At 45.4% G+C, this 24,138-nt stretch carries 21 protein-coding genes; 14 read left to right on the top strand and 7 right to left on the bottom strand.

The genetic code is table 11. The annotated features are described in order from the left end of the window. Positions 1-59: 59 nt before the first annotated feature. Positions 60-773, top strand: coding sequence for a ribonuclease PH (gene rph, locus ACVBIL_RS02420; protein WP_012157036.1), 714 nt, complete (start codon positions 60-62; stop codon positions 771-773). A 109-nt stretch (positions 774-882) separates the two neighbouring features. Further along, positions 883-1,524 carry an orotate phosphoribosyltransferase gene (gene pyrE / locus ACVBIL_RS02425; protein ID WP_447165396.1) on the top strand — a complete coding sequence of 214 codons (642 nt, stop codon included), beginning with the start codon at positions 883-885 and terminating at the stop codon, positions 1,522-1,524. A 466-nt stretch (positions 1,525-1,990) separates the two neighbouring features. On the opposite strand, the gene folE is transcribed toward pyrE, so the two are convergent. The 4 genes from folE to coaBC form a co-directional block, all read right to left on the bottom strand. After that, the gene (gene folE, locus ACVBIL_RS02430; protein WP_447165397.1) at positions 1,991-2,650 is read right to left on the bottom strand and encodes a GTP cyclohydrolase I FolE; all 660 of its coding nucleotides are present in this window, start codon (positions 2,648-2,650) and stop codon (positions 1,991-1,993) included. Between the two features lie 241 nt (positions 2,651-2,891). Further along, positions 2,892-3,485 (bottom strand): nucleoid occlusion factor SlmA, encoded by a 594-nt coding sequence (gene slmA, locus ACVBIL_RS02435; RefSeq protein ID WP_447165398.1) that lies wholly within the window; start codon positions 3,483-3,485, stop codon positions 2,892-2,894. Positions 3,486-3,583: 98 nt separating this feature from the next. Further along, a complete protein-coding gene (dut, locus tag ACVBIL_RS02440) occupies positions 3,584-4,042 on the bottom strand; it encodes a dUTP diphosphatase (RefSeq protein WP_447165399.1) in 459 nt (152 codons plus the stop codon). After that, positions 4,042-5,235, bottom strand: coding sequence for a bifunctional phosphopantothenoylcysteine decarboxylase/phosphopantothenate--cysteine ligase CoaBC (gene coaBC / locus ACVBIL_RS02445; RefSeq protein ID WP_447165400.1), 1,194 nt, complete (start codon positions 5,233-5,235; stop codon positions 4,042-4,044). The genes dut and coaBC overlap by 1 nt, the downstream gene beginning before the upstream one ends. A 149-nt stretch (positions 5,236-5,384) precedes the next feature. On the opposite strand from coaBC, the gene radC reads away from it, so the two are divergent. From radC to argA, 4 genes are all read left to right on the top strand, one after another. Continuing rightward, positions 5,385-6,062, top strand: coding sequence for a RadC family protein (gene radC, locus ACVBIL_RS02450; protein WP_447165401.1), 678 nt, complete (start codon positions 5,385-5,387; stop codon positions 6,060-6,062). Between the two features lie 125 nt (positions 6,063-6,187). Continuing rightward, a complete protein-coding gene (rpmB, locus tag ACVBIL_RS02455; protein ID WP_012275559.1) occupies positions 6,188-6,424 on the top strand; it encodes a 50S ribosomal protein L28 in 237 nt (78 codons plus the stop codon). Between the two features lie 6 nt (positions 6,425-6,430). Continuing rightward, the gene (gene rpmG / locus ACVBIL_RS02460) at positions 6,431-6,604 is read left to right on the top strand and encodes a 50S ribosomal protein L33 (protein ID WP_012275560.1); all 174 of its coding nucleotides are present in this window, start codon (positions 6,431-6,433) and stop codon (positions 6,602-6,604) included. A 543-nt stretch (positions 6,605-7,147) separates the two neighbouring features. Beyond that, positions 7,148-8,470 carry an amino-acid N-acetyltransferase gene (argA, locus tag ACVBIL_RS02465; protein WP_447165402.1) on the top strand — a complete coding sequence of 441 codons (1,323 nt, stop codon included), beginning with the start codon at positions 7,148-7,150 and terminating at the stop codon, positions 8,468-8,470. Positions 8,471-9,115: 645 nt separating this feature from the next. On the opposite strand, the gene rarD is transcribed toward argA, so the two are convergent. Both rarD and ACVBIL_RS02475 read right to left on the bottom strand, forming a co-directional pair. Beyond that, positions 9,116-10,012: an EamA family transporter RarD gene (gene rarD / locus ACVBIL_RS02470; RefSeq protein WP_447165403.1), complete on the bottom strand. Its 897-nt coding sequence runs from the start codon at positions 10,010-10,012 to the stop codon at positions 9,116-9,118. Positions 10,013-10,195: 183 nt separating this feature from the next. After that, positions 10,196-10,660, bottom strand: coding sequence for a thioesterase family protein (locus ACVBIL_RS02475; protein WP_447165404.1), 465 nt, complete (start codon positions 10,658-10,660; stop codon positions 10,196-10,198). A gap of 162 nt (positions 10,661-10,822) precedes the next feature. On the opposite strand from ACVBIL_RS02475, the gene recQ reads away from it, so the two are divergent. Beyond that, a complete protein-coding gene (gene recQ / locus ACVBIL_RS02480) occupies positions 10,823-12,646 on the top strand; it encodes a DNA helicase RecQ (RefSeq protein ID WP_447165405.1) in 1,824 nt (607 codons plus the stop codon). Between the two features lie 90 nt (positions 12,647-12,736). Here the strand turns inward: recQ and ACVBIL_RS02485 are convergent, their stop codons facing one another. After that, positions 12,737-14,506: a histidine kinase gene (locus tag ACVBIL_RS02485; RefSeq protein WP_447165406.1), complete on the bottom strand. Its 1,770-nt coding sequence runs from the start codon at positions 14,504-14,506 to the stop codon at positions 12,737-12,739. A gap of 574 nt (positions 14,507-15,080) precedes the next feature. Here ACVBIL_RS02485 and leuA point away from each other — a divergent pair. The 7 genes from leuA (at position 15,081) to glpK (ending at position 24,137) form a co-directional block, all read left to right on the top strand. Then, positions 15,081-16,652 (top strand): 2-isopropylmalate synthase, encoded by a 1,572-nt coding sequence (leuA, locus tag ACVBIL_RS02490; RefSeq protein ID WP_447165407.1) that lies wholly within the window; start codon positions 15,081-15,083, stop codon positions 16,650-16,652. 77 nt (positions 16,653-16,729) lie between these two features. Then, on the top strand, positions 16,730-17,824 hold the full coding sequence (gene leuB / locus ACVBIL_RS02495) for a 3-isopropylmalate dehydrogenase (protein WP_447165408.1): 1,095 nt from the start codon (positions 16,730-16,732) through the stop codon (positions 17,822-17,824). A 2-nt stretch (positions 17,825-17,826) separates the two neighbouring features. Further along, on the top strand, positions 17,827-19,227 hold the full coding sequence (gene leuC, locus ACVBIL_RS02500; RefSeq protein WP_447165409.1) for a 3-isopropylmalate dehydratase large subunit: 1,401 nt from the start codon (positions 17,827-17,829) through the stop codon (positions 19,225-19,227). Between the two features lie 9 nt (positions 19,228-19,236). Beyond that, positions 19,237-19,842 carry a 3-isopropylmalate dehydratase small subunit gene (leuD, locus tag ACVBIL_RS02505; protein WP_447165410.1) on the top strand — a complete coding sequence of 202 codons (606 nt, stop codon included), beginning with the start codon at positions 19,237-19,239 and terminating at the stop codon, positions 19,840-19,842. 514 nt (positions 19,843-20,356) lie between these two features. Further along, complete coding sequence (locus ACVBIL_RS02510; RefSeq protein ID WP_447165411.1) at positions 20,357-21,643, top strand: outer membrane protein transport protein; 1,287 nt, start codon at positions 20,357-20,359, stop codon at positions 21,641-21,643. Between the two features lie 449 nt (positions 21,644-22,092). Further along, positions 22,093-22,644 (top strand): nuclear transport factor 2 family protein, encoded by a 552-nt coding sequence (locus ACVBIL_RS02515; RefSeq protein WP_447165412.1) that lies wholly within the window; start codon positions 22,093-22,095, stop codon positions 22,642-22,644. A gap of 11 nt (positions 22,645-22,655) precedes the next feature. After that, the gene (gene glpK / locus ACVBIL_RS02520; protein WP_447165413.1) at positions 22,656-24,137 is read left to right on the top strand and encodes a glycerol kinase GlpK; all 1,482 of its coding nucleotides are present in this window, start codon (positions 22,656-22,658) and stop codon (positions 24,135-24,137) included. The last annotated feature ends 1 nt before the right edge of the window (position 24,138 follow it).

A 24,138-nucleotide genomic window follows, 5' to 3' on the forward strand; every position in this document is an offset into this window, starting at 1 on the left:
ACATGTCCCTATAATATGCAGCCAAATTACCCCAATGCCCTTATATACAGGAATTCATCATGCGCCCAAGCAACAGAACTCCAGCACAGTCTCGCCCTGTGACTATCACTCGCCAGTTTACTGCTCACGCCGAAGGTTCGGTTTTAGTTGAGTTCGGTGATACTAAAGTACTGTGTACCGCTAGTTTTGAAGAAGGCGTACCGCGTTTCCTTAAAGGTCAAGGCCAAGGTTGGGTAACTGCTGAATATGGCATGTTGCCACGTTCTACTCATAGCCGTATGCAGCGTGAAGCCGCTCGCGGTAAGCAGTCTGGTCGTACGCAAGAAATCCAACGTCTAATTGGTCGCTCATTGCGCGCTGCGGTAGACATGAAGCTTCTAGGCGAAAACACCATCGTTATCGATTGTGATGTGATTCAAGCTGACGGTGGTACTCGTACTGCTGCGATTACTGGTGCATGTGTTGCATTAGTTGACGCACTAAACTGGGCTCGTGGTAAAGGCATCTTAAAGACTAACCCACTTAAGTTCCTGATTGCTGCGGTCAGTGTTGGTATCTATAAAGGCGAGCCAATCTGCGATTTAGAATATATCGAAGACAGCGCTGCTGAAACTGACATGAACGTGGTAATGACTGAGACCGGTAAGATCATCGAGATCCAAGGTACGGCAGAAGGTGAGCCATTTAGCCATGAAGAGCTATTGAGCCTACTTGATTTGGCTAAGCATGGTATTCGCGAAATCGTCGATATCCAGAAAGCTTCGTTAAGCTAATCATCGTTTTGTTATTAGGGCCCTTCGGGGTCCTTTTTGTAAGTGAAATAAAATCAACTAATACGAAATAATACATAGAGTATTACCCCTACATTTTTAAGGAGAGATTGTGAAAGCCTATCAACGTGAGTTTATTGAATTTGCCCTAGAGCGTCAGGTACTTCGATTTGGCGAATTTACGTTAAAGTCAGGCCGCACTAGCCCTTATTTCTTTAACGCTGGCCTGTTTAACACGGGTCGCGATTTAGCACGCTTAGGTCGTTTCTACGCGGCGGCATTGGTTGATTCGGGTATTGAGTACGACTTGCTATTTGGCCCTGCCTACAAAGGTATTCCAATCGCTACAACGACTGCAGTCGCCCTGTGTGATCACCACGATATCGACATGCCTTACTGCTTTAACCGTAAAGAGAAGAAAGAGCACGGCGAAGGTGGCAGCTTGGTGGGTAGCGAGCTTCAAGGCCGCGTAATGTTGGTTGATGACGTGATTACTGCCGGTACGGCTATTCGTGAATCAATGGAGATTATTCAGGCGCATAAGGCATCACTTGCGGGTGTATTAATTGCGCTAGACCGTCAAGAGAAGGGCAAGGGCGAGCTTTCTGCGATTCAAGAAGTTGAGCGCGACTTTGGCTGTGACATCGTTTCAATCATTAAGCTTGAAGACTTGATTAACTACTTGTCAGAAAAATCAGGTATGGAAGCGCAGCTTGCAACAGTCAGTGCTTACCGCGACCAGTATGGGATTTAAAGCTTTTAGGTCCTAGGTCCTAGGATCTAGAACCTAGGTAAAGCGTCTTAACTTTGTAGGTCGGCATTTATGCCGTCAATTGTTTTGATTTTGTAATTAATGCTGATGGGCTAAAGCCCAACCTACTTAAAGAAAGTGCTAGGTTTAACAAACAGGTGCTAGGTGCAAAAAAGGTCCTAGGTCCTAGATAAAGCGCCTTAACTTTGTAGGTCGGCATTTATGCCGTCAATTATTTTGATTTTGTAATTAATGCTGATGGGCTAAAGCCCAACCTACTTAAAGAAGGTGCTAGGTTTAACAAACAGGTGCTAGGAACTCACTCATTTTAGCCTTTGATTAGCTAAGCTAAAGCGAAAAAACGCTGCGTTTATGACGCAGCGTTTTTGTTTTTAGGCTTTAATCTTTTAGGACCTAGGACCTAGGACCTAGAAGCGAAGCGTCCTAGAACCTAGTACCTTCTTTTACCTTAATTACTAAGGAATTCCGCTCTTGTCGCTGGGTTTGACTTAAACTTGCCGCCCAGTGCTGTGGTGGTGGTTGAGCTAGTTGAGTCCATCACGCCGCGAGATTTTACGCAGTAATGCACAGCATCCATCTTAACGGCGACATCTTGAGTGCCTAATAGCGCCTGTAGCGCGACTAATACTTGCTGCGTCAGACGCTCTTGAACCTGTGGTCGCTGGGCAAAGAAACGCACGATACGGTTAATCTTAGACAGGCCAATGATGTTCTCACGCGGCAGGTAAGCCACTCTTGCTAAACCATCGATAGTCACTAAGTGATGCTCACAGGTACTGGTGAGGCTGATATCATTTACTTTGACCATCTCGTCAAAGCCCATCTTATTTTCAATGACGGTGATCTTAGGGAAATTAGCGTAGTCAAGGCCTGAGAAAATTTCATCGACATACATTTTGGCGATACGACGTGGGGTGTCAGTTAAGCTGTCATCGCTCAAGTCTAGTGACATTAAGGTCAAGATTTCACGCATATGATGCTCAATCTTGTCTTTGCGCACTTCTGCGCTGAGCTCGGTTGGTAGCATAGGCGTTTCTAAGCCGCGCTCCAATAATGCAGCCTTTACGATTTGAGCTGATTCACTGAGGATTGCTTCTCTTGATGTCATAAGTTCCTCCACCATAACTAATGAGTGGTGATTTCGTATTCTGTGTACTGGGCCGTCAGTCTTATTGAGACTAAGTTATCTCATAAATAAATGTGGTAACTCATTGCACTGTATTTAGAGAGGACGGGAGAATACCGCTATTTGCTGTAAATATACACCGAAAAACGTATTGGAGATAAGAAAAACCGACTAAATTAGTCGGTTTTATGGATTACGCAGGCTTTATAGATTTTAATTTTCTTTAGCTTTGAAGCAGTTGCTGTTGGATGAAGTTCCACTGCTCATTGAAGTGCTTGGTCGGCTTGAGCTTAAACTCGCTACGAACAAACTGAGCGATTCGGCCTTCGGCAACGGCGAGCAATAAGTTAGCTAATACCGCTTCATCGATGTTAAAGGCTTTGCCTTCGCGTAAGCTTTTTTCTCGTAGAATTTGCTTTAAATGAGTTTCAATTTTTGCGAATAACTGACTAATACGGCTGCGTAAACGCTCATTTTCACCCAGTAGTGCATCACCATTTAACACGCGGGAGATCCCCGGGTTGCGCTCGGCAAATACCAGCAATAACTGCAGCAGTAACTGGCAACGCTTCATGGTGTCTTTTTCTTCATCCATGATCAAATTAATACGCGACAGTAATGACTCTTCGATGAACTCAATGAGCCCTTCAAACATGCGGGCTTTACTTGGAAAATGACGGTAAAGTGCAGCTTCAGATACGCCGACTTCAGCGGCTAACTTAGCTGTGGTGATCCGTTGTCCTGGGTTTGTTTCTAGCATAGTCGCTAAGCATTGTAGGATATGCTCACGACGGTTTATTTTTGGGCTTGCAGCCATTTATCTGTCCTTCACTCGATTACTACTGAGCGAGACGGCAAGGAAACGATGCTCCGTGCTATCCATTTTAATTGATTATGCGATATTCGCTAAATCTGTTATTTGGTTCCTGAGTGGCCAAATCCACCTGCGCCGCGATCAGACTGATTAAACTCATCTACCAGTTTAAATTCAGCCTGTACAACCGGTACAAAGACCAGCTGCGCGAGTCTATCACCAATTTCGATTGTAAAAGGCTCACTACCACGGTTCCAGCAAGAGACCATTAATGGGCCTTGATAGTCTGAATCGATAAGACCTACTAGGTTACCCAAAACGATGCCGTGCTTATGGCCTAGACCTGAACGCGGTAAAATAATTGCCGCTAAACTCGGGTCTGCCACGTGAATGGCAATCCCAGTCGGGATCAATACGGTTTCGCCTGGCTGTATCGTTAGCTGGGTGTCTGTGATAGCGCGCAGATCCATGCCTGCGCTGCCTGGTGTGGCGTATGCTGGTAGTGGAAACTCGGTACCGATCCGTGAGTCTAAAATCTTTAATTCGATTGGTGTTTTCATCAGTTTTTTATTTTGTTCGCTATTAGAGTAAGCAATTGCTTGGCTAACGTGTTTTTATCGACAGCGGGTAAATCTGTGCTTCCGTCGTTCCAAAACACACTGAGTGCGTTGGTGTCACTATTAAAACCAATGGCACTATTAGAGACGTCATTAGCGGCGATCATGTCGAGCTTTTTACGGGTCAACTTGCCGCGAGCATACTGCTCTACATCGTTGGTTTCAGCCGCAAATCCGACAGTGAATGGTCGATTCGTATGGCTAGCAACGCTGGCTAAGATATCAGGATTTCGCACTAGCGCAAGTTGCATCTGCTCTGCCGATTTTTTTATTTTATTCTCGGCGACTTCTGCGATTCGGTAATCGGCAACAGCGGCGCAGCCAATAAATATTTGATGCTGTTCAACCTGTGGCATTACCGCATCTAGCATATCTTGAGCAGACTCGACATCAATGCGCGTCACACCTGCGGGCGTGGCTAAATTGACGGGGCCTGCAACCAGAGTTACCTCTGCGCCCATCTCTGCCGCTGCCTTGGCGAGCGCAAAGCCCATCTTGCCAGAGCTATGGTTGGAGATATAGCGAACCGGATCGATTGCCTCACGAGTTGGGCCTGCAGTGAGCAGGAGTGACATGCCTTGTAAGAGTTTTGGACCAAAGAAATCGACCGCCTTGTCGGCAATAGATACAGGCTCAAGCATTCTGCCTGGACCGACTTCGCCACAAGCTTGCGAGCCTGAGTCTGGGCCCCAAATATGTAAACCTCGTGCAGCAACTTGCTTCAAGTTAGCTTGGGTTGCGCTGTTGCGATACATCTGCTGGTTCATTGCAGGGCAAAGAACAACCGGTGCTTCGGTCGCTAAGCAGGTGGTGGTAATTAACTCATCTGCCATACCTGCGTTAATGCGTGCAATTAGGTTGGCTGTTGCTGGGGCTATAATCACTAAATCGGCCCAGCGAGCTAATTCGATATGGCCCATGGATGCTTCGGCTGTTGGATCAAGTAAGTCGGTCGCAACCGGGTAACCTGACAGCGCCTGCAAAGTTAGCGGAGTGATAAACTCCTGCGCACTTTGACTCATAACAACACGGACGTCAGCGCCGCGTTCTTTTAACTTACGTACTAGGTCGGCTGACTTGTACGCGGCAATGCCGCCACCAATTCCCAGCAGCACCTTTTTGTTATTGAGACCCATAGTTAACTCTTTCCATAATCACTCTGGCGATAAATGTTTCATCACGCTGCAAATGTTGCGGCCTAAGATATCACAAACCGTAAAATGGTGATGAACAACTTCCAAAAATCTAGACCATACTCATACATAAAAACAACAAGGAGGTTGTAATGGCGATTAAAGATTGGCCCGATGGCGAAGCACCGCGAGAAAAATTATTAAATTGTGGGGTAAAGCAGTTATCAGATGCTGAATTATTGGCGGTGCTTCTTAGAGTGGGTTTAAAAGGCTTAAGTGCTGTTGAGCTTGCCAGAAACATGATTAATGAGTTTGGAGGCCTTAGAAGCTTGCTTAGTGCGTCACAAGCACAGGTTTGTCGTTTAGATGGTATTGGGCCGGTAAAATTTGCGCAAATGCAGGCCGCAGTGGAATTAGGCGCACGAATTTCGCAAGAAAAGCTAAAAAGAGGAAAAATTTTGTCTGATCCTGATTTAACTCGGGACTATTTAATGAGACAATTGTCTGATCGTGCCTACGAGGTGTTCGCTATTTTATTATTAGATAGCCAACATAGAGTGATTCAATTCGTTGAATTGTTTCGAGGTACAATCAATTCAGCATCAGTTTATCCGCGTGAAGTGGTGAGTTTGGTGCTTGAAAAAAAGGCTGCGGCTGTGATCGTGTGTCACAATCATCCTTCTGGAATTGCAGAACCAAGTACAGCCGATAGACGAATTACTGAGCGATTGAAACAAGCCTTACAAACTATTGATGTTTCCTTACTGGATCACATGGTTGTGGGCGATCGAGAGATAGTTTCTTTCGCTGAAAGGGGATGGATGGATTAATCTATTCCTTGATCTTTGATTTTAGATCCTGTATAAAATGCGCCCTCTGTTGTGTGCCTCAGGCGACGGCCGTGTTCGAGGTGCATTAATGCTCGAGCGTTAAATATTGTTTTGGAGAGATTGACATGTCAAGAGTATGCCAAGTAACTGGCAAGCGACCAATGGTTGGTAACAACCGTTCGCACGCGAAGAACGCAACGCGTCGTCGTTTTTTACCTAACCTACAGAACCACCGTTTCTGGTTAGAAAACGAAAAGCGTTTCGTACAGCTACGTATATCTACTAAAGGTATGCGTATCATCGATAAGAAAGGTATTGAAGTTGTTATTGCTGAACTTCGTGCCCGCGGCGAGAAGGTGTAATAAACCATGGCTAAAGCTAAAGGTAATCGTGAGAAGATCAAGCTAGTTTCTAGCGCTAACACTGGTCACTTCTACACGACTGAAAAAAACAAGCGTAACATGCCTGAAAAAATGGAAATCAAGAAATTTGATCCAGTTGTTCGTCAGCACGTTATGTACAAAGAAGCTAAAATCAAGTAATTACTTGTTTTAAGCATCTTGGAAAAGCCTCTATTTTTAGAGGCTTTTTTTTGTCTTAAATTTACGAAACGCGCTATGTTTAACCGCTCTTTTTTAACGCCATAAGTCAAACCCTTCTCATAAGCTATTGGCTATCGTAAATACTTACCGCGCTTTGATTTCCTGCAGAATGCACACATTAATTATGCTGATGGGTATTGTTTGCGTAATCATTCATTAAAGTTCTGCTTAACCTTCTTGTGGCATGCTATAAAACTCATCTAGAAGATAGCTCAGTTACACTGTTGATTTTGTAATGCTAAGTTCGTTAACTGCTGATAAATTAAGTTTATTATGGCGCTTCGGCCCCAGGGTCAAGATCCATTAACGGCATGTTGCGGATGGCATGCTCTGCTATTTCTGCTTATAAAAATACTTTCGCAACGTGAGGGTAAATGCTTTTTAATTGAATTTAAATGCATTAGTATCTTTGGGGTGGCTGAAGTTAATCTCTGAAGATTGGTTTTCAGATAAATCTCTATTCATTCGAAAGGTGATCTTAGCGTGCGTACCACTGAACTTGTTGATGGATTTCGTCATTCTGCTTCCTATGTGAATGCCCATAGGGGCAAAACCTTTGTTGTGATGCTGGGTGGTGAAGCCTTAGCTCAGAAACAGTTTCGCGCGATCATCAACGATATCGCGCTGCTGCATAGTTTAGGGATCAAGATTGTCTTGGTTCATGGTGCTAGGCCTCAAATTGATGAAGCCCTCGCGCAACACAGTCTGCCTGCCGAATATTACAATGGCGTGAGAGTCACAGAAGAAGATGCTCTTAAGGTGATTAAGCAGGTTGTTGGTGGCTTACATCTTGATATTACCGCTCGTTTATCAATGAGCTTAAGTAACACACCTATGCAAGGTGCGCAGATCAATGTTGTTAGTGGCAACTTTGTGATTGCACAGCCGCTAGGAGTTGAAGATGGCGTTGATTATTGCCTCAGCGGTAAAGTGCGCCGAATCGACAGTCAAGGCCTGAAACGGCAGCTAGATAGCGGCTGTATTGTATTACTTGGCCCTGTCGCTGCGTCAGTGACAGGCGAAAGCTTTAACCTGACTGCCGAAGAAGTTGCCACTCAGATAGCGATTAAACTCAAAGCTGACAAGATGATAGGTTTTAGTTCGCAAAAGGGTATTTTGGACGACACAGAGCAGGTCATTGCCGAATTGATGCCGACCGATGCACAAAATATCTTGAATGAACTGCCAGAGGCGACACCGCTATGTGTGGGCACAAAGGCCTTTTTACAGGCAAGTATCGATGCTTGTCGTAATGGCGTGAGTCGGTGTCACTTTGTTAGTTATCTCGATGACGGAGCCTTGCTACAAGAGCTTTTCTCCCGCGATGGCATTGGCACACAGATTGTGACAGAAAGCGCTGAGCGCTTGCGTAGAGCAACAATTAGCGATATCGGTGGCGTGCTCGACCTCATTCGTCCATTGGAGCAAAAAGGGATCTTAGTTAGGCGCTCTCGTGAACAGCTCGAAATGGAGATTGAGCAATTTATGCTAATTGAGCGCGATAGCTTGGTGATAGGTTGCGCCGCGTTTTATCCCTTCGAGGAAGATAATGCGGGCGAGTTTGCTTGTTTAGTGGTGCATCCTGACTACCGTGATGCCGATAGAGGCAGTGTGTTACTGCAAAATATTATTGGTCAGGCAAGAGTGAGAGGCTATTCGCGTTTGTTTGCCTTAACCACCCGCAGTATCCATTGGTTCTTAGAGCATGGCTTTAATATCGTTGAAGTTGATGAGTTACCAGAAAAGAAAAAGCAGCTGTATAACTACCAACGTAAATCGAAGATTTTAGCGCTAGACTTATGCTGATTGGTATTGAGAGTCATATGGAAGAAAGGCTGAGATGTTGACGAGAGTATTGGCTGCTAAAAATCTGGTTATCATGGTTAATTAGGCGCGGTCATGCCTCAAGTTTATGCACTGGCACCACTCACGTCAGCGAAAGCCGGCTTTAAAATTTGAGCCTGTCACAATGGTGTCGTAATGCCTATACCCAAGCCACCTGAAGATGCAGGGTTCAGTGGGAATTTAATGCGCTTTAAGCAAGGCGTTGATTGCAGTTAATGGTTGTTCCCTTAGCAAGATCAATAACGCAGCAGAAAGTGCATTAAAACCCATCAAAGAAGGCTTTGCGCAAGCCCACTTCGTTGTTGCACTAGCTTAAAAGGGAGTTACCATTCCTACGCTAATACGCCTAGAATTGAACTCGCGCAAGGCCTCTGAAATGAGCATGTTCAAGTCGTTTGGGTATAGTTATCAATTAGGTTGGTGTAGATTGTCCTATAAATAAAAAGCCTTTGTAGTCATGAGAGAAGAGCAAAATCTGGTGATGATCCCAAGGTTGCGTGGATACCGGATCATATTGAGTTTACAAGAGCCGGATAAGCTGCTGAGTCAATAACGATAAAAAAAGCGAACCACAAGGTTCGCTTTTTTATTGCCATCAATGGCTAGTTATACCAAGTGTTTTTTAGGCTTACGCTTATAAAACATGTCTGTAGTAAATAGAATCAATGCAGCCCAAATGAACGCGAAAGTAATGCCTTTTTCGGCATCAAACGGTTCATTGAATAAGCTGATGGCTAACACAAACATAATACTTGGGCCTATGTACTGGAAAAAACCCAGCATTGAAAACGGGATCCTAACGGCTGCAGAGGCAAAGCACAGCAAAGGAATCGTGGTCACGATACCAGCAGCTACGAGCAGTAGATTCAAATGCCAATCGTTAGTGAGCAGACGAGTTAATGAATCGCCCATATTGGTAAATAGAAAAATTAACGCTATTGGCATTAAAATAGCGGTTTCTACCAGTAAGCCGGTCTTAGCGTCGACGTTCACTTTTTTACGCAGTAAACCGTAGAAAGCAAATGAACATGCTAGGCCCAGTGAAACGAGTGGAATTGAGCCAAATGAGACCAGCTGGATGGTCACGCCTGTAGCGGCGAGTGCAACCGCTGCCCATTGTAATTTACGTAAGCGCTCACCCAGAAATATCATCGCTAGGCTGACATTCACCAGTGGGTTGATGAAATAACCTAAGCTGGCATCGAGCATATGATCGTTATTGACCGCCCAAATAAACAGTAACCAGTTACCAGCAATCAACAGCGAGGTGACGCAAAGTACCGCGAGTTGTTTTGGCTGTTTTAGTAAATGGCGCAGACGAGCAAAGCCACCAAAAAATGTGACGAGAATAGTAACAAAGAAAAATGACCAAATGACTCGATGCAGCAAGATCTCAGTTGCAGGAACATCACCGAGTAATTTGAAATAAATCGGGGCAAATCCCCAAAGGGTATAGGCGCAAATGGCGTACAGTATGCCTTTACGGTATTCAGCTTCTTGCATTGAAATATACTAAATAGGAAAGTAGCCGCAGATTGTAGTCTTGCTAAGCAATAGACTCAAGCGGGTGGGCGGCTTTATTGAAGTGGCTTGCTGTTGTTATAAAGTGACACAGAGGAAACTTTTACTGCCACTTCAGTGTTAAAAATACCCGCTGCTAACTCTCCGATAATAACTTCTCCCATGTTAGCCAACCATGTAAGTGCCTGTACCAAAAGCAATATGGTCACCTTTTTCGTTGTGCAGCTCCATTCGTGAGACTGACACTCTATTCCCTGCGCGGATCACAGTGCCTGTTCCGGTAAAGATTTCACCACGGCCTGGACGAAGATAGTCAACTCGTAGATCAATCGTCCCTAGCGTTTTAATGCGATGCTCTAACTCCTCTATGCTCCAGTCATCACGGCTGGCGACTAAGCCTGAAAATGCGGTGAGCCCGCCAACCACATCGAGTACGGTTGCGGTCACTCCGCCATGCAAAATTTGTTGATGAATATTGCCAATCAGCTCAGGTTTCATGGTCACCTGAATTTCGACCCCGTCCATATCGTAGCGTTTGATATCCATACCGAGTAAGTTATGAAACGGTACATGCTTGTCGAAAATCTCAGCCACTCTGCGTAGCGTTTCTTGTTGAATAAGCTGACTCATCTTGCTTCCTTTTGCCGATTAGCGATCTCATTAGAGTATTTAACCTATCGTTAATAGTTACTGCGACGCAAGCTCAAATTTTATGCAGTAGCGAGAATCGAGAGAGACAATGTCGCTCGCCTCAATTAGAATAGTCGACCCTATTTTTAATACAGGTTTACTATGGATCCGGTTGCGCTCGATAATTCGGTCGATCAATTATCTTCCACCCTTCAGTCGGTATTTGGTTACCGTACTTTTAGAGAGGGGCAGCGAGAGGTTATTGAACAGATCTGCGCGGGACAAGATTGCTTAGTTATCATGCCTACTGGCGGTGGTAAAAGCCTGTGTTATCAATTGCCAGCATTAATCATGCCTGGTCTGACAGTTGTGGTCTCCCCGCTGATCTCCTTAATGAAAGATCAGGTCGATAGCCTGATTCAAACAGGCGTGTCTGCAGCCTACTTAAACTCATCTCAACCAAGAGAAGAGAGCCTACAAGTTTTGCAAAAGATGCGTTATGGCGAGTTAAAGCTGTTGTATGTATCGCCTGAGCGGTTACTGCAGGCGAGTTTTATCGATAGATTGCATGAGCTTAATGTGTCGTTGTTTGCTATCGATGAAGCGCACTGTATCTCGCAGTGGGGTCATGATTTTAGACCCGAATATGCTGCATTAGGCAGGTTACGCCAACAATTTCCGCAAGTGCCTATTATGGCGCTAACCGCAACGGCCGACAAAGCGACTCGCGCAGATATTTGCCAGCGCTTGACCATTACGCCCCATTCGTTATTGACCAGTTTTGATAGGCCCAATATTCGTTATACCGTGGCTGAGAAGCTTAACGCGGCGAACCAGTTGCGTCAGTTTGTTGATGCGCAAAATGGTACCAGTGGCATAGTGTATTGCAGTAGTCGTCGCCGAGTCGATGAGGTCGCCGACCGATTACGTCTGCAAGGGCATCAAGCCGAGGCGTACCATGCGGGTAAAACTCAAGAAGAGCGTTCAGATGTTCAAGACCGATTTTTAAAAGACCAGCTCGATATTGTGGTGGCGACTGTGGCATTTGGCATGGGGATCAATAAGTCTAACGTCCGCTATGTCGTGCATTACGATATTCCAAAGAGTGTTGAGTCTTATTATCAAGAAACGGGCCGTGCGGGTCGTGATGGTTTAGATTCTGAAGCCTTAATGTTATTTGATCCTGCCGATATCGGCCGAGTACGTCATTTAATCGAACAATCTGAGCCGGGCCCACAGCAGCAAGTGGAGTTTCATAAACTCAATACTATGGCGGCTTTTGCTGAAGCGCAGACCTGTCGACGCCAAGTATTACTGCATTACTTCGATGAGCCCGCACTGCAAGCGTGTGGTAACTGCGACATTTGTCTCGATCCGCCGAAGAAATATAATGGTATTCAAGATGCACAGAAAGTCTTGTCTTGCATCTATCGCATTGGCCAGCGCTTTGGTATTAATCATCTGATTGAGGTGCTGCGCGGGTCAAAGTCGGCGAGCGTGATTGAGCGTGGTCATGACAAGCTATCCACTTGGGGGATTGGCAAAGAGAAGAGCCATGAACATTGGCTCAGTGTGATCAGGCAGTTGATCCACTTAGGGCTAGCGAATCAAGATATCACCCGCGGCTCTTCAGTGACCCTAAACCCTTCTGCGCGCGCAGTATTAAAGGGAGAGGTTGAGTTATTACTTGCTGAACCGCGTATTGTGATTCAAACCACTAAGCGCCGTAGCAATAACTCGCGCGCGCCACTTAATTACGACCGCAAACTATTTGCAAGGCTTAAGCTATTGCGACGAACGTTGGCGGAAGAGTTAGATGTGCCGCCGTACCTAGTGTTTAACGATGCGACGTTAGCTGAAATGGCAGCCATATTGCCGACAAGCCCAGGTGAAATGCTGGCGGTGAATGGTGTCGGTGAGCGTAAACTTGAACGCTTTGGTGGCGAATTTTTAGATGAAATAGCGGACTATCTTGCTGAAGGCTAACCCTATCGTGATTAAAGATTAGCTTGCGGGCGTGACAAAGAGTGATGGCTCAGAGTCACTGTCACCGTATTTTACTGATTGGCATTACAGCTAAACGTGTTTAGAGGCCTTGCTGACAGGCTTTAATCGTCGTAATTGGCTGATATTAGCGCGTTTTATCATAGATTGTAAATTATCAAATTGCTGCATACTAGCAAGGCCGATATTGACCTTGCTATCGTTTTGCCATACCGCCACTACCTCCGAAAGCTGCTCGATGACATTAATAGCCGCAGCCTCTGAAGTATGAGGCAGCATCACTACCAATTGCTGCTCCGATTGTAAAAATAACAGATCTTGATCTCTCAACTTGCTCCTTAGTTGTTCGATCATAATCGGCACGTCGCTAGCTAAAATATTACTCGGATCTAGCACTAATAATGACAGCTTATAATTGGCATGCTTACTGACGCTCAGCATATCTTCTAGTTTCTGATTACCTGTGGCGTTAGGTCTTATAGGGGGAGGTTCTTTAGTGATTGATGGCGCTTTTGCTGTCTGTCTGTGATACCAGCCAATAAAGATAATCAAGCTGACAAGAATAACAATAATCGGCAAAAACTGACTCGGAATGAGTTGGCTAGAGATGACTTGGGCGCTGGTGCTCTGCAGGTTTTCAGAGGCTTGTTGTTGGCGGCTTAAATCTGACTTTAAATGGGATAACCAAATATTTTGGATAAATAGCGTTTCATTTTCAGCAGCCTGAAATTGCTTTAACTGGTAATCATAGGCTAAAGCAAAATTTTGTTTCTCTGCAAAATATGTCGCTAGCACCGTATAGCAGTATTTAAGGTCCGTATATAGGTCTTTTTGTTTAGCGATGGCTATCGCTTCATTCATCTGCTCTAAACCTAGGTTTTCTTGACCTTGGGCTAAGTTGACTTGGGCTAGTAAATGTAAGGCGCTAATGGTTGCGCTCGCGTTTGACTCTTTCTTAAGCGTGTTAATGCTTAAATGAAGCAGTTGCTCTGCACTGGTATATTTACCGCTGTTAAAGTCAATAAAGGCTATTTGCATATAGGCCTTGGCTAACTCAAAAGGGCTACCAAGCTCAGCGAGTTTAGTTCGCGCTTCCTGAACATAATGGTCCCTTAGCTTAACCTGATTATTCGCTTGGGCTAAGTTGGCGGCACTAATAGAGACGTTAAGTGCCATTTTCCCTGCAGAATGCTTATCTTGCAGTGCCTTATTGAGAAATTTTGTCGCTTCTTCCTCTTCATTCTCTGCCATCAGCAATTTAGCCATAGCTGCATTTAAGTATGCGATGGGGGTAAGAAGCCAGGGTTCATTTTGTTGGCTAACCTGAGGGTATAGATCTAGCGCGAGACGTAAGTCTTCGATGGCGGTGTCGTTATGCTGTACCTTGGCGTCGAGTTGACTTCTAATCCACAAACCATTTATTAGTGCTTGAGCTTGTTCTAGGCGGCGTGACATGGTGATCGAAGAGTGGATTAGCGGCAGCGCTTGTTGGTAATTACCATAGTTAACATAGGCTTGTGCCATACAGTTCAGAAAGTAAGGCCGAACTTCATCGAGCTTCAAGCGTTTGGCTTTTGCTTCATTAAATCGAGCTAAGTTTATCGCGGCAGCATTTTCACCTAGCTGTAAGTAGGTTTCGCATTTAAATGCGCTCATACGTAACTGCAACACTTTAGGGTCTAAATAGGCGTGAAGGTTTTTTTCAATATCGTGGATAGTCTCGAGTGCTTGGTTGGGATATTGGAAGACGGCAGTGTTAAGTTGGTCAAGGTGCTCTAAAGTCGATGAATACGCAGGCGAACACCACAGCAGAAAGCTGAGGACGATAATACGAAAATCCATTTTAAAACGCTCCAGAGGTAATCCTTATCCACTTTTATTTCGAACTAAGTCGGCATTATAACTAATTTAAATAAAATATGCATAAAAAAGCTGTTGGCGCGACAATATTGCGATAGGTTAAGCATATGTATTGCCTGGTGATGAAAAAAGTCAAAAGTGAGGTGTTTTACGCCATAAAATATCTTTTTAGTGGCTTTAGTGAGCGATATGTCGCTTGAAAATAACTGAAGTAAGCGAGTTTATGGTTGACACTGATGCTGATGCGAGTTAAAAATTAACCGTCCCAGCTAGGGTGTTGGGAATGGTTATCCATCTGCGATGAATAAATAGTCGCAGCGAATGAAAGGTTAGGCTGGATGAAAAATGATGAAATATAACGATACGCAACTAAGACTCCTTATTCTCATTCTCGCAGACTCTGCGCGGAGGACTTAGTGTTATACGCTTGAAAACAAGCCAGCATTATTAAACCCCGCCAAAATGCGGGGTTTTTTGTATTTAAAGTCATCGGTATTAAACGCCAAATAGCAACGAGAACGCATAACTGAACATTGATGTTCAATGGAGAAGATAGATGTCTAACCGAGTTATCATATTTGACACCACCTTACGTGATGGTGAACAAGCATTAGCAGCTAGCTTAACGGTTAAGGAAAAACTTCAAATTGCACTCGCGCTAGAGCGTTTAGGTGTAGACGTTATGGAAGTGGGTTTTCCAGTGTCTTCTCCAGGCGATTTTGAGTCGGTACAAACCATAGCGAGAACCATTAAGAATAGCCGGGTGTGTGCATTGTCACGTGCATTAGAGAAAGATATTGATGCCGCAGCCCAAGCGTTATCAGTAGCGGACCAGTTCCGTATTCACACCTTTATTTCAACCTCGACGATTCATGTTGAGAGTAAATTAAAGCGTTCGTTTGATCAGGTACTTGAAATGGCTGTTGGTGCGGTTAAATATGCGCGCCGATTTACCGATGATGTTGAGTTTTCTTGTGAAGATGCAGGGCGTACGCCTATCGACAACTTATGCCGCATGGTGGAGGAGGCGATTAAGGCTGGCGCACGTACTATCAATATTCCCGATACCGTAGGTTATACGGTGCCGAGCGAATTTGGCGGCATTATTCAAACGCTATTTAACCGTGTCCCCAATATTGATCAAGCGGTGATCTCAGTGCATTGCCATGACGACTTAGGCTTGTCGGTGGCTAATTCTATTACCGCTGTGCAGCACGGTGCTCGACAAATTGAATGTACCGTAAATGGCATTGGTGAACGTGCGGGTAACTGTTCATTAGAAGAGATCGCCATGATCTTGTCGACTCGTAAAGGCGAGTTAGGTTTAGAGACGGGCATAAATGCCAAAGAGATCCACCGTACCTCAAGCTTAGTGAGTCAACTTTGTAATATGCCGGTTCAAGCCAACAAGGCGATAGTGGGCGCCAATGCGTTTACTCACTCATCAGGCATTCATCAAGACGGCATGTTAAAGGCGCAAAATACCTATGAGATTATGACACCCGAGAGCATTGGGCTGAACCGTAGCAACTTAAATATGACATCGCGTTCTGGGCGTCATGTTATCAAGCACCGCATGAGTGAGCTTGGCTATGGTGAACAAGATTACGACATGGATGTACTGTATGAAGACTTCTTGGCGTTAGCAGACAAAAAAGGCCAAGTATTTGATTATGATTTAGAAGCATTAGCCTTTATGGAGGCCCAAGCCGAAGCCGATGACCACTTTAGGTTACAACAGTTGGTTGTGCATTCAGACTCAACCGAAGGCAGCGCCACTGCAACGGTAAAAGTGGCTGTTAATGGTGAATTAATTACCGAAGCCGCCACTGGCAATGGTCCTGTTGATGCAGCATATAAGGCGGTTGCTCGTGCCAGTGGTTGTGAAATCAATATTACTAGCTACCAGTTAAGTGCAAAGGGCGAAGGCCAAAATGCTCTTGGCCAGGTAGATATTACTGCTAAATACCGTGAACAGAATTTTCATGGCGTCGGGCTTGCGACTGATGTCGTCGAAGCCTCGGCAAAAGCCTTGATTCATGTGATGAATTTGACATGGCGCGCGGACAAAGTCGCCGATTGCAAACAACGGATCCAACAAACCAAACAAGCACTCGGTGGGGTGTAACCTCGCTGTTTTAATGTTGCCAAATTTGTAGATTAAAAGAATAGATTTAAGAATACATTACAGGAGTTAGCTGAAGTATGAGTTATCAGATTGCAGTACTGGCGGGAGATGGTATTGGGCCAGAAGTGATGGCTGAGGCGCGCAAAGTGCTAAAGGCGACAGAAGAGCGTTTTGCACTATCGATTGAATATACTGAATATGATGTTGGCGGCGCGGCGATCGATAATCACGGTTGCCCGCTACCTGAAGCCACACTAAAAGGTTGTGAAGCGGCGGACGCAATTTTGTTTGGCTCAGTGGGCGGCCCAAAGTGGGAGCACCTTGCTCCTAATGATCAGCCAGAACGCGGCGCATTATTACCACTACGTGGCCACTTCGAGCTTTTTTGCAATATGCGTCCGGCAAAGCTGCACGCGGGCCTTGAGCATATGTCACCGCTACGCAGCGATATCTCTTCTCGTGGTTTTGACGTGCTTTGTGTGCGAGAGCTAACCAGTGGTATTTACTTTGGTAAGCCAAAAGGGCGCCAAGGTGAAGGTGAGAATGAAGAAGCGTTCGATACCATGCGTTATAGTCGCAAAGAGATCCGCCGCATTGCGAAAATCGCCTTTGAAACTGCCCAAGGTCGCCGCAAGAAAGTCACCTCTGTAGACAAAGCCAACGTGCTAGCTTGCTCGGTTTTATGGCGTGAAGTGGTTGAAGAGGTCGCTAAAGATTTTCCAGATGTTGAGCTTGAACATATCTATATCGACAATGCGACCATGCAGTTGCTACGCCGTCCTGATGAGTTTGATGTCATGCTGTGTTCTAACCTTTTTGGTGACATCATCTCTGATGAAATCGCCATGTTAACGGGTTCAATGGGCTTACTCTCTTCGATTAGTATGAATAGTTCTGGTTTTGGACTATACGAGCCCGCGGGTGGCAGTGCGCCAGATATTGCCGGCCAAGGGATTGCTAACCCAGTAGCGCAAATTCTGTCTGCGGCATTATTACTGCGCCATAGCCTTAAGCAAGAGCAAGCGGCGACAACGATTGAAAATGCTGTCGGTAAAGCCTTAAGTGATGGCTACCTAACCGGTGAATTGTTATCAAGTGATGAGCACCACAAGGCAAAATCAACCCGTGAAATGGGTGATTACATTGCTAAGTTGATCAGAGAAGGGGTGTAACCATGGCTAAGACTTTGTATGAAAAGGTATGGGATGACCATATTGTGTTTGCGGCCGAAGGTGAGGCGCCAATCATCTATGTAGATAGGCATTTAGTGCATGAAGTGACATCACCTCAAGCATTTAGTGGTCTTGAGGTGGCTGGGCGTCGTATGCGCGCGCCAGAAAAAACCTTTGCCACCATGGACCACAACACTTCAACAACCAGTGCGAGCCTGGATGCACTAAGCCCTATGGCACGTATCCAAGTTGAAACGCTCGAGCGTAACTGTAAAGAGTTTGGTGTTCGCCTCTATGATATCCACCATAAAAACCAAGGCATAGTGCATGTGATGGGGCCTGAACTTGGCATCACCCTGCCAGGTACTGTGATTGTATGTGGCGACTCACATACTGCAACCCATGGTGCTTTTGGGGCGCTAGCGTTTGGTATTGGTACCTCAGAAGTTGAACATGTCATGGCAACGCAAACTTTGCGTCAGCTTAAAGCCAAGACGATGAAGATTGAAGTGCGTGGTCATGTTGCTGATGGCATTACGGCTAAAGATATCGTGCTAGCCATTATTGGTAAAATTGGCATGGATGGCGGTACCGGCTACGTGGTGGAGTTTTGCGGTGAGGCGATTGAAGCGCTCACAATGGAAGGCCGAATGACAGTATGTAATATGGCCATCGAGATGGGGGCGAAGGCGGGCATGATCGCACCAGACGCCACCACCGCTGAGTACTTAGAAGGCCGCGAGTTTGCACCAAAAGGTGAAAGCTGGAATCAAGCCATTGCTGCTTGGAGCGAACTGAAAACCGATGCCGATGCAGTATTTGATGCCAGCGTGGTGATTGAAGCGAAAGATATTGCGCCACAATTAACCTGGGGGACCAACCCTGGCCAAGTGGTTGCGATTGATCAACAGGTTCCCAATCCGGCTGAAGAAACAAACTCCACGGTTAAAACCAGTATTGAAAAAGCGCTGCAATATGTAGATTTGCGTGCGGGCACCTTAATGACAGACGTCAGCATAAACAAGGTGTTCATTGGCTCATGTACTAACTCACGTATTGAAGATCTGCGCGCTGCAGCCGTTCACGCTAAAGGCCGTAAAGTGGCATCGGGTGTAAAAGCCATTGTGGTGCCGGGCTCGGGTCTAGTAAAAGAGCAAGCCGAGGCAGAAGGGTTAGATCGCATCTTCTTGGATGCGGGCTTTGAGTGGCGCTTGCCGGGTTGTTCTATGTGCTTAGCAATGAACGACGATAAGTTGGAAGCGGGCGATCGCTGCGCATCAACGAGTAATCGTAACTTTGAAGGTCGACAAGGACGCGGCAGTCGTACTCACTTAGTGAGTCCTGCTATGGCGGCCGCTGCCGCTGTTGCAGGGCATTTTGTTGATATTCGTAAACCATACTAGGAGCACAGCATGCAACCATTTATCTCACATACAGGGCTTGCGGTTATCTTAGATAGTGCAAACGTTGATACCGACCAGATCATCCCTAAGCAATTTTTGTCAAAAGTGACCCGAGATGGCTTTGGTGTTCACTTATTTCATGATTGGCGTTATCTAGATGATGCTGGCGATAAACCTAATCCAGCTTTTAATCTGAATAAGCCTCGTTATGCGGGAGCGTCAATTTTGCTTTCGCAGGAAAACTTTGGCTGTGGCTCAAGTCGAGAGCATGCGCCATGGGCATTGGCTGATTTTGGCTTTAAGGTGATTATTGCACCGAGTTTTGCCGATATCTTTTATGGCAACTCGATTAATAATGGCTTGTTGCCAGTAAAGCTAGCGGATACTGAGGTTAAGCAATTATTGGCTGAGGTTGAAGCTGAAGAAGGAGCGGAGATTAGTGTTGATCTGCAAGCTTTGACTGTGACCAGTCCGTCAGGCGCGTTATTTCATTTTGAAATTGCTCAGTCGGCTAGGCATAACCTATTAAACGGATTAGATGCAATTGGCCTGACATTGTCACATGTCGATACGATTGCTAATTATGAAGCTAACATTCCCTCTTGGAGAGGCTAGCGGTATTAAAAGTAGGTCTAAAAATTAGCGTACATATGTACCGTTAATGGGTTTTTGTAAGGCCATTTAGATTTATTCCTAAATGGCCTTGTTTAATTTAGTCTTTATTTAATTAGTTTAGTTATTGTTTTTGCTTTACTTTAACGTTTTCGCCCTTCAACTTAACTCCTACTCGATAAAATAGGCAGTTATTTACACTGCTTTTTAGCTAGATTTGCAGGGTACATGTGTACTAGGCTTTTTATGTTTGTATCTGTATGATTTAATTTGTATTTACATGATTTCCTTTGTCATTTCCAATGCTGTTCAGCGACGCGAAATGCCTTTAGTGACACCCTTGCTATGTTTTAAAGTGTGACCTCTTCTATGTTTACTCTGCCATTTGTTATTTTTGCCAGTGTTTTATGCTGTTTTTTATAAAGTACTTGAAAAGATATTCTGCAGTTGTAAAATCGCCGCCATTAAAAAGTGGAGTTAAGACTCTACTTCTTGTTAACATAATTAGAGATGACAAATGAATAAGCGTTTAATAACTCTTGCTGTGAGTACAGCACTTTTGGGGACAGTTACACAGGTTCAAGCTGCTGGCTTTCAATTAGCTGAATACTCTGCAACTGGGTTAGGTCGTGCGTACGCTGGTGAAGCAGCGATGGCCGATAACGCTGCGGCGCAATTCCGTAACCCTGCAATGCTGACTTATCTTGAAGGCACGCAAATGACTACTGGCGCCATTTTAGTGATGCCGGATATCAATGTTGACGGTGAAGTGACATCAAATGGGGTTACTACTCCGTCATCAGCAAAAGATATTGCAGGTGACGCTGTCGTGCCTAACTTCTACGTATCGCATCAGTTAAATGAACAATGGTTTCTCGGTTTGGCCGTTGGCAGTAACTTCGGCATGGCGACTGAGCTAGATGATGACTTTCTTGCGACTCAGTTTGGCAATGAAGCCTCGATTATGGCAATCGAAATTAACCCGAACGTTGCTTACCGCATAAACGAGCAATTCAGTGTTGGTGCGGGTGTGCGCTTAGTATTAGGCGAAGGTAGCTTCGGTGCTCAAGCGCCAACTGGCACTTTTGTTCCTGCAGGTACCACGCTAAAGTACATGGAAGGCGATGATATCTCTTGGGGTTGGCAGTTAGGCGGTGCATGGCAGATTAACGCCGATAACCGTATCGGTTTTAACTACCGCTCTGAAGTAGAGCAAAACCTTGAAGGAGACGCTAAAGGTTTCGGTTTTGATGTTGCAATGCTAATGCAAGGTAAAGCACCTTCTAGCCAGTATGATGGTTCAATGGAGCTCGCACTTCCAGCCACAGCAGAAATTGCTAGCTTCCATCAGTTGACTGAGAAACTTGCTATCCACGCAAGTGTTAACTGGACTGATTGGAGTTCGTTTGAAAAGCTAGAAGCCATGATCCCAGAGATCTCCGCTGATCCTATTCTAGTTAAACAAGAAAACTGGGAAGACAACTACCGCTTTGCCGTTGGTGCAACTTACCAGTTGTCACAAAAATCAACGCTAAGAACAGGTGTTGCTTACGACCAAGCTGCAGTGTCTGACGCTAACCGTACTACTACAATCCCTGAAGTTGACCGTTTATGGTTAAGCGTGGGTTATGGTTACCAGTATAGCGACAACCTAGATTTCGATTTTGGTGCGACATACATCTTTGCCGATGAGTCACCAATTCATGAACATGAAGCTGACTCTGCTATGTTTGGCGGCACGTTCGAAGGTCAAGTTAGCGGCAACATCATTCTTGTTGGTGTTCAAGCGACTTACCGTTTCTAAACCCGTAACAACTACGCGGAGGTTGCCTTAGCTAAAGCTAAGCTGCTTCAGCCCTAATCGTTACTGTTAAAGCCTCGCATTGCGGGGCTTTTTTGTACAGGAAGTACTTATCCTTGAATGCCATGGATGGCATAGGAGAGGATTTGTACAGGAAGTACTTATCCTTGAATGGCTTGAATGGCTTGAATGGCTTGAATGGCTTGAATGGCTTGAATGCCATGGATGGCATAGGAGGGGATTTGTACAGGAGGTACTTATCCTTGAATGCCATGGATGGCATAGGAGAGGATTTGTTGTTGCTGGTTTTGACTCAAGTGCAGCCGAGTTGGATTGCTTGGTCGGTTTCGTGGTAAAAAAGATAAAACGCCTTAATTAATGCCCACGGGGCAGTTGTTAGTCGTAGGCTGGTTTGATCTCATTCACTTTATGCATAAAAAAAGAGGTTCACCATGAAACCCCAAACTTGGTTATTGGCTGTCGGCTCTGCGTTGATGAGTTTATCATCTACTGTTAGTGCTGCTCTGCCACAACAAGATGTAAGCCAACCGCCTAAATCTGTACTCGTCGTAAAACAATTTATCCAGGGCTTTAATAACCATAGTGTTGAACAGCTGTTACAGCACACTACGCCAAATGTGCACTGGTTTAATTTATCAGGCTCTAAAATAGATATTGAAACCTCTAGCCAGCATGAACTCGGCGCTGCGATGACGGATTACTTTGCCAGCCTTACAGACGCCAAAGCAACCCTAAGACAAATTGTTGTTTCAGCGAATTATGTCAGTACGGTTGAAGAAGTTGTTTGGAGTCATGATGGCGAGCAAAGTAGTCAGTGCAGCCTAGGCGTTTATCAGTTATCGGGCGATAAAATTAATGCCGTATGGTATTACCCTGCCCATGCTTGTGACGAAACTATCTGGAAAGAAGTGAATACGCCTGACATTCTCCAGCCAGAGATTATGCAACCAGAGATAGGCTTGTTAAAAGAAACACGCAAATAAGGAAAGTATTAGTGTCCAAGAAATACATCATCGCACTGGATCAAGGCACAACAAGTTCGCGTGCCATAGTGTTCGATCATAATACTCATATGGTCGCAAGCTGTCAGCGAGAGTTTAGCCAACTGTATCCTAAACCGGGCTGGGTTGAGCATGACGCAATGGAGATCTGGGCGTCACAAAGTTCGACACTCATTGAAGTATTGGCTCGGGCAGATATTCACAGTGAAGATGTCGCGGCTATCGGTATTGCCAATCAGCGTGAAACGACGGTGATATGGGATAAAGCCACTGGCAAGCCTGTTTACAATGCAATTGTGTGGCAATGCCGCCGTAGTAAAGATATCTGTGATGAGCTCAAAGCACAGGGACTTGAGGACTATGTCAAGCAAACGACGGGCTTGCTACTCGACCCCTATTTCTCCGCCACAAAAATTAAGTGGATTCTGGATAACGTTGATGGAGTCAGAGAGCGCGCTGAAAAAGGTGAGTTGTTGTTTGGTACCATTGATACTTGGTTAGTTTGGAAACTGACCGAGGGCAAAGCCCACGTTACCGATCCGACCAATGCATCGCGCACCATGTTATTTAATATTCACACTCAAGAATGGGATGTGACTCTGCTTCAAGCGCTCAATATTCCCCGCTCAATCTTACCTGAAGTAAAGCCTTCATCAGCCATTTATGGTCACACTCGAATCGCAGGCGAAGGCAGTAACATTGCCATTGCCGGTATGGCAGGCGATCAACAAGCTGCACTCTTCGGTCAACTTTGTATCGAAGAGGGCATGGCAAAGAATACCTACGGTACTGGGTGTTTCTTATTGATGAACACTGGCCTTGAAGCGGTTCAGTCACAGCATGGGTTATTAACCACCATCGGCATTGGTGCTAACGGCGAAGTCAACTACGCATTAGAAGGCTCTGTATTTATGGGGGGCGCAACGGTGCAGTGGCTTAGAGATGAGCTAGGGCTTATTCGTGATGCGCAAGATACTGAGTACTTTGCCTCTAAAGTTGAAGATACCCATGGAGTATATTTAATTCCTGCATTTGTCGGTTTGGGGGCTCCTTACTGGGATCCTGATGCTAGAGGCGCACTGGTGGGGCTCACTCGTGGTGCCAATCGCAACCATATTATTCGGGCTGCACTTGAAGCGATAGCTTATCAGAGCCGTGATCTGCTCGACGCCATGGCGAAAGACAGTAATGTTGAGCTTAAGCAGATCAAAGTCGATGGTGGCGCAGTCGCTAATGATTTTCTAATGCAGTTTCAAGCTGATATTACTAACGTTGAAGTGCAGCGACCAGACTTGACTGAAACGACTGCGATGGGCGCGGCGTTCTTGGCTGGGCTAGCGGTTGGGTTTTGGAACTCGACCGATGAGTTAAAGCTTAAGGCCGGAGTTGAGCGTAGCTTTACGCCGCAGATAACGGCACAAAAACGGGAAAACTTATATAAGGGATGGCAAAACGCAGTCGCGAGAACGCGTTAAC

Source organism: Shewanella sp. 125m-7, assembly GCF_052977045.1.

What these genes read in the sequence shown, in the direction of transcription:
- rph (WP_012157036.1), top strand. Translation starts at nt 60, where the DNA reads ATGCGCCCAAGCAACAGAACTCCAGCACAGTCTCGCCCTGTGACTATC.
- folE (WP_447165397.1), bottom strand. Translation starts at nt 2,650, where the DNA reads ATGACATCAAGAGAAGCAATCCTCAGTGAATCAGCTCAAATCGTAAAG.
- slmA (WP_447165398.1), bottom strand. Translation starts at nt 3,485, where the DNA reads ATGGCTGCAAGCCCAAAAATAAACCGTCGTGAGCATATCCTACAATGC.
- dut (WP_447165399.1), bottom strand. Translation starts at nt 4,042, where the DNA reads ATGAAAACACCAATCGAATTAAAGATTTTAGACTCACGGATCGGTACC.
- coaBC (WP_447165400.1), bottom strand. Translation starts at nt 5,235, where the DNA reads ATGGGTCTCAATAACAAAAAGGTGCTGCTGGGAATTGGTGGCGGCATT.
- radC (WP_447165401.1), top strand. Translation starts at nt 5,385, where the DNA reads ATGGCGATTAAAGATTGGCCCGATGGCGAAGCACCGCGAGAAAAATTA.
- rpmB (WP_012275559.1), top strand. Translation starts at nt 6,188, where the DNA reads ATGTCAAGAGTATGCCAAGTAACTGGCAAGCGACCAATGGTTGGTAAC.
- rpmG (WP_012275560.1), top strand. Translation starts at nt 6,431, where the DNA reads ATGGCTAAAGCTAAAGGTAATCGTGAGAAGATCAAGCTAGTTTCTAGC.
- rarD (WP_447165403.1), bottom strand. Translation starts at nt 10,012, where the DNA reads ATGCAAGAAGCTGAATACCGTAAAGGCATACTGTACGCCATTTGCGCC.
- ACVBIL_RS02475 (WP_447165404.1), bottom strand. Translation starts at nt 10,660, where the DNA reads ATGAGTCAGCTTATTCAACAAGAAACGCTACGCAGAGTGGCTGAGATT.
- recQ (WP_447165405.1), top strand. Translation starts at nt 10,823, where the DNA reads ATGGATCCGGTTGCGCTCGATAATTCGGTCGATCAATTATCTTCCACC.
- ACVBIL_RS02485 (WP_447165406.1), bottom strand. Translation starts at nt 14,506, where the DNA reads ATGGATTTTCGTATTATCGTCCTCAGCTTTCTGCTGTGGTGTTCGCCT.
- leuA (WP_447165407.1), top strand. Translation starts at nt 15,081, where the DNA reads ATGTCTAACCGAGTTATCATATTTGACACCACCTTACGTGATGGTGAA.
- leuB (WP_447165408.1), top strand. Translation starts at nt 16,730, where the DNA reads ATGAGTTATCAGATTGCAGTACTGGCGGGAGATGGTATTGGGCCAGAA.
- leuC (WP_447165409.1), top strand. Translation starts at nt 17,827, where the DNA reads ATGGCTAAGACTTTGTATGAAAAGGTATGGGATGACCATATTGTGTTT.
- leuD (WP_447165410.1), top strand. Translation starts at nt 19,237, where the DNA reads ATGCAACCATTTATCTCACATACAGGGCTTGCGGTTATCTTAGATAGT.
- ACVBIL_RS02510 (WP_447165411.1), top strand. Translation starts at nt 20,357, where the DNA reads ATGAATAAGCGTTTAATAACTCTTGCTGTGAGTACAGCACTTTTGGGG.
- ACVBIL_RS02515 (WP_447165412.1), top strand. Translation starts at nt 22,093, where the DNA reads ATGAAACCCCAAACTTGGTTATTGGCTGTCGGCTCTGCGTTGATGAGT.